The following is a 4050-nucleotide window of genomic DNA, read 5'->3' as shown; positions in this document are numbered from 1 at the left end:
GTACGGAACAGATCACCCTCGCCCGGCACGTGCGGCGACGCAGCGCGCACCGGGCCCTGACGGACAGGTGTGCCTCATGAAGACCATCGACACCCTGGGCGAGCTGCGCGGCAAGCGCGTCCTCGTCCGCTCGGACTTCAACGTGCCGCTCGACGGCACCACCATCACCGACGACGGCCGCATCAAGGCCGCGCTGCCGACCCTGCGGCGCCTCGTCGACGCCGGCGCGCGCGTGGTCGTCACGGCCCACCTCGGCCGCCCCAAGGGGGAGCCGAATCCCGACTACTCCCTGGCGCCCGTGGCGGCCCGCCTCGGCGAGCTGCTCGGCCAGGACGTCACCCTGGCGTCGGACGTGACCGGCCCGTCGGCCCAGGAGACCGTCGCCGCGCTGGCGGACGGCCAGGTGGCCCTGCTGGAGAACGTCCGGTTCGACGCCCGGGAGACCTCGAAGGTCGACGCCGAGCGCGAGGAGCTGGCCGGTGAGCTCGCCGCGCTGGCGGACGCGTTCGTCTCCGACGGCTTCGGCGTCGTGCACCGCAAGCAGGCCTCGGTCTACGACGTGGCCAAGGTGCTGCCCGCCGCCGCCGGCGACCTGGTCCTCAAGGAGGTCGAGTCGCTGTCGCGCGCCACGACCGACCCGCAGCGCCCCTACGCGGTGGTGCTGGGCGGCTCGAAGGTCTCCGACAAGCTCGGGGTCATCGAGAACCTGCTCACCAAGGCCGACCGCCTCCTCATCGGCGGCGGCATGGTCTTCACCTTCCTCGCGGCGCAGGGCCACTCGGTCGGCTCGTCGCTCCTCGAGGCCGACCAGGTGGACACGGTGAAGGGCTACCTGGCGCAGGCCGCCGAGGCCGGGGTCGAGATCGTGCTGCCCACGGACATCGTGGCCGCCGACTCGTTCGCCGCCGACGCTCCCCACCGCACCGTGCCGGCCGACCAGATCCCCGACGGCACGATGGGCCTCGACATCGGCCCGGACTCCGGCGCGCTGTTCGCGTCGCGGCTGGCCGACGCGAAGACCATCGTCTGGAACGGCCCGATGGGCGTCTTCGAGTTCGACGCCTTCGCCGCGGGGACGCGCGCGGTGGCCCAGGGCATCGTCGACGCCACCGCCGCAGGCGCCTTCTCGATCGTCGGCGGCGGCGACTCGGCCGCGGCCGTGCGCGTGCTCGGCTTCGACGAGGACGGCTTCAGCCACATCTCCACGGGCGGCGGCGCGAGCCTGGAGCTCCTGGAGGGCAAGGAGCTCCCGGGGCTCGCCGTCCTCGGCGCCTGACACCCACGACCCCTCAGCACGAGAGAACAAGGAGCCCATCGTGGCCACCACCCGCACGCCCCTGATGGCGGGCAACTGGAAGATGAACCTGGACCACACCGAGGCGATCGCCGCGGTGCAGAAGCTCGCGTGGACGCTCAAGGACGCGAAGCACGACTACGAGGCCGTCGAGGTGGCCGTCCTGGCGCCGTTCACGGACCTGCGCTCGGTCCAGACCCTCGTCGACGCCGACAAGCTCGACGTGCGCTACGGCGCGCAGGACCTGTCGACGCACGCCTCCGGCGCCTACACGGGCGAGATCTCCGGCCCGATGCTCGCGCGCCTCGGCTGCACCTACGTGGCCGTGGGCCACTCCGAGCGCCGCGAGTACCACGCCGAGGACGACGCCGTGGTCAACGCCAAGGTGCGCGCCGCCTTCGAGCACGGTCTCGTGCCGATCCTGTGCGTGGGCGAGGGCCTGGACGTCCGCAAGGCGGGCGAGCAGGTCTCGTACACCCTGGCGCAGGTCGACGCGGCGCTCGCCGGGGTCACCCCGGAGCAGGCGGCTCAGGTCGTCATCGCCTACGAGCCCGTGTGGGCCATCGGCACGGGCGAGGTCGCGACCCCCGAGGACGCGCAGGAGGTCTGCGGCGCGATCCGTGGCCGCCTCGCCGAGCTGTACGACGCCGAGCTCGCCGCGGGCGTCCGCGTGCTGTACGGGGGCTCCGTGAAGTCGGGCAACGTCGCGCAGATCATGGCGCAGCCCGACGTCGACGGCGCCCTCGTGGGCGGCGCGAGCCTCGACCCGGTCGAGTTCGCGAAGATCGCGCGCTACCAGTCGCACGTCGCCTGACACGACCGTGTGACGGCGGGCCACGCCCGTCCGACGGACGCCTCTTCGGATCGTCACCAGATGGAGACATCGGTGTTCGCTTCGAGAGGCGTCCGTCACTTACTCTTGACCCGGCCGGGACGACGTCCCGGCACCGAACCCGTCCCGCGGGACGGACGACGAACGAGGACAGCCGAGGACACCGTGGACGTTTTGCAGATCATCCTTCAGGTTCTTCTGGTGATCACCAGCGCCTTCCTGACCCTGCTCATCCTGATGCACAAGGGCAAGGGCGGCGGGCTGTCCGACATGTTCGGCGGGGGTGTCTCGAGCGCTGCCGGGAGCTCCGGCGTCGCGGAGCGCAACCTCAACCGGATCACGGTGAGCTTTGCGCTCGTCTGGTTCGTCGTGATCGTGCTGCTCGGCCTCATCACGAAGGTCAGCTGACAGCACGACGCGACCGTCGCCGGCTCCGGCCGGCGCGGGGGCACGCGGGCCGGGCGACGACGCCCCGGACCAGCGGTTCACGAAGATCGTCCGTGGGCGAACGCCCACTGAGTCGAAGGTGAGGACGACAGGACGTGGCTACAGCCGGTCATGCGATCCGGGGCTCGCGCGTGGGCGCGGGACCCCTGGGAGAGTCCGAGCGCGGCGATGCGGCACCCCGGGTGCGGGTGTCGTACTGGTGCGCGAACGGGCACGAGACGACGCCGAGCTTCTCGGCGAACGAGGACGTGGAGGCGCCGGAGTTCTGGGACTGCCCCCGGTGCGGCTTCCCTGCGGGCCTGGACGCGGCGAACCCGCCGTCGCCGGTGCGCAACGAGCCGTACAAGACCCATCTGGCGTACGTGAAGGAGCGGCGGTCCGCAGAGGACGGCGCGGCCCTGCTGGAGGAGGCGCTGGCGACGCTGCGGGCGCGCCGCACCACGCTGCGCCAGGCCAGCTGATCGCTCGCGCGGTGCCGCGGGGCCGACGCCCCGGGGCACCGCGCCGTCCACCTGTCGAGACAGGGGCGCCGGGCGTAGTCTTTCGGCATGTTTGAGGAAGGTCAGCTCTACGCCCCCGTCACCGAGGACGAGAACGGCGTCACGGTGCACCTCACCGACGACCACCCCGGCGCGAACGACCCGGAGTACCGCCGCCGTCGCGAGGCCATCGCCGGCCCCGCGCTGCGCTGGTCGCCCGGCGACCCGGTGCCCAGGGTGGAGTACACCGACGCGGAGAACGAGATCTGGCGCACCGTGTGCACCGAGCTCGCACCCAAGCACGAGCGCCTCGCGATCCGCGGTTACCTCGAGGGCAAGGAGGCCCTCGGTCTGCCCACGGACCACGTCCCCCAGCTCGACCAGGTGAGCGCCGGGCTCGAGCCGCTGAGCGGCTTCCGCCTCCATCCGGCCGCGGGCCTCGTACCCCTGGACCAGTTCTACGGGTCGCTCGCGGACGGCGTCTTCCACTCCACGCAGTACCTGCGGCACGGCTCGCAGCCGCTGTACACCCCCGAGCCCGACATCATCCACGAGGTGGTGGGGCACGGGAACCTGCTCGCCAACCCGGCGATCGCCGAGGTGAAGCGTCGCGCCGGCGAGGCGGCGCGACGCTGCGAGACCCCAGAAGGCCTGCAGTTCGTCGCGGACGTCTTCTGGTTCACCATCGAGTTCGGCGTCATGTACGAGGACGGCGAGCTGCGCGCCTACGGCGCCGGTCTGCTGTCCTCCTACGGCGAGATCGAAGAGTTCCGCGGCGCGACGATCCTGCCGCTCGACTTCTACTCCATGGGCACGGTCGAGTACGACATCTCGCACTACCAGCCGACACTGTTCGCCTGTGACGGGATGAGCGAGCTGACCGAGCGGGTCGGGCAGTTCTTCGCGGACTTCGACGACGACACCCCGGGCCGGCTGCTCGCGGAGCGGCACCGCTCGGCGAGCTGACCCCGACGCGCGACGGCCCCCTCGTCCTGGGA

General features: G+C 71.8%; 5 protein-coding genes. All 5 read left to right on the top strand.

Features of this window, described 5'->3' with window-relative positions; all coding sequences use genetic code 11:
• Nucleotides 1-76 precede the first annotated feature (76 nt).
• The 5 genes from ACFT55_RS19405 to ACFT55_RS19385 all read left to right on the top strand — a co-directional run bounded on the left by ACFT55_RS19405 (nucleotide 77) and on the right by ACFT55_RS19385 (nucleotide 4018).
• Nucleotides 77-1276 carry a phosphoglycerate kinase gene (locus tag ACFT55_RS19405; RefSeq protein WP_380245485.1) on the top strand — a complete coding sequence of 400 codons (1200 nt, stop codon included), beginning with the start codon at nucleotides 77-79 and terminating at the stop codon, nucleotides 1274-1276.
• A gap of 64 nt (nucleotides 1277-1340) precedes the next feature.
• A complete protein-coding gene (gene tpiA, locus ACFT55_RS19400) occupies nucleotides 1341-2108 on the top strand; it encodes a triose-phosphate isomerase (protein ID WP_380245486.1) in 768 nt (255 codons plus the stop codon).
• A gap of 183 nt (nucleotides 2109-2291) precedes the next feature.
• Complete coding sequence (gene secG / locus ACFT55_RS19395) at nucleotides 2292-2534, top strand: preprotein translocase subunit SecG (protein WP_380245484.1); 243 nt, start codon at nucleotides 2292-2294, stop codon at nucleotides 2532-2534.
• Between the two features lie 134 nt (nucleotides 2535-2668).
• Complete coding sequence (locus ACFT55_RS19390) at nucleotides 2669-3034, top strand: RNA polymerase-binding protein RbpA (RefSeq protein ID WP_380245483.1); 366 nt, start codon at nucleotides 2669-2671, stop codon at nucleotides 3032-3034.
• A gap of 87 nt (nucleotides 3035-3121) precedes the next feature.
• Complete coding sequence (locus ACFT55_RS19385; RefSeq protein WP_380245482.1) at nucleotides 3122-4018, top strand: phenylalanine 4-monooxygenase; 897 nt, start codon at nucleotides 3122-3124, stop codon at nucleotides 4016-4018.
• The last annotated feature ends 32 nt before the right edge of the window (nucleotides 4019-4050 follow it).

Source organism: Isoptericola sp. NPDC057191 (genome assembly GCF_042670225.1).
Taxonomy (GTDB): Bacteria; Actinomycetota; Actinomycetes; order Actinomycetales; family Cellulomonadaceae; genus Isoptericola.
The sequence above is the reverse complement of the archived record's forward strand: the minus strand, read 5'-3'. Positions and strand labels throughout refer to the sequence as shown.